Source organism: Bacillus sp. SIMBA_026, from assembly GCF_046535335.1.
In the GTDB taxonomy this organism is placed as follows: domain Bacteria; phylum Bacillota; class Bacilli; order Bacillales; family Bacillaceae; genus Bacillus; species Bacillus velezensis.
This window is the reverse complement of sequence record NZ_JAWRWX010000291.1, coordinates 1-257: the sequence shown is the minus strand read 5'-3', so window position 1 is coordinate 257 and position 257 is coordinate 1. Positions and strand designations below refer to the sequence as shown.

Below are 257 nucleotides of genomic sequence, written 5' to 3'. Positions count from 1 at the left end.
CATGTTCGCGGTCGAACCGGCCATTGTTTCTCCATCCGTAGACGGCAGGCGTGCTTACGCCTAGCCGTTCGGCTAATGCGGCGGCTGAGACGGTGTTCGACTGCATCTGAAAATCCAGCTTCGCGACAAAGTCGCGTTGCATCTGTGACAGCTGCGGAGACGTGGAGCCTTCAGGCCTCTTTGTCTTTTGTGTCATCGGGGTTTACCTTCCATAAAGTATCACTTAATATTCGCAAACCTTTACTTAACCGAATTCG

1 protein-coding gene is annotated in these 257 nt (G+C 52.1%); it reads right to left on the bottom strand.

Going from position 1 to position 257, the window contains the following annotated elements:
* Positions 1 to 196, bottom strand: a 196-nt coding sequence (locus tag SB847_RS21530) for a hypothetical protein (RefSeq protein ID WP_410578714.1), incomplete at its 3' end; no start/stop codon positions are given.
* Between the last annotated feature and the right edge of the window lie 61 nt (positions 197 to 257).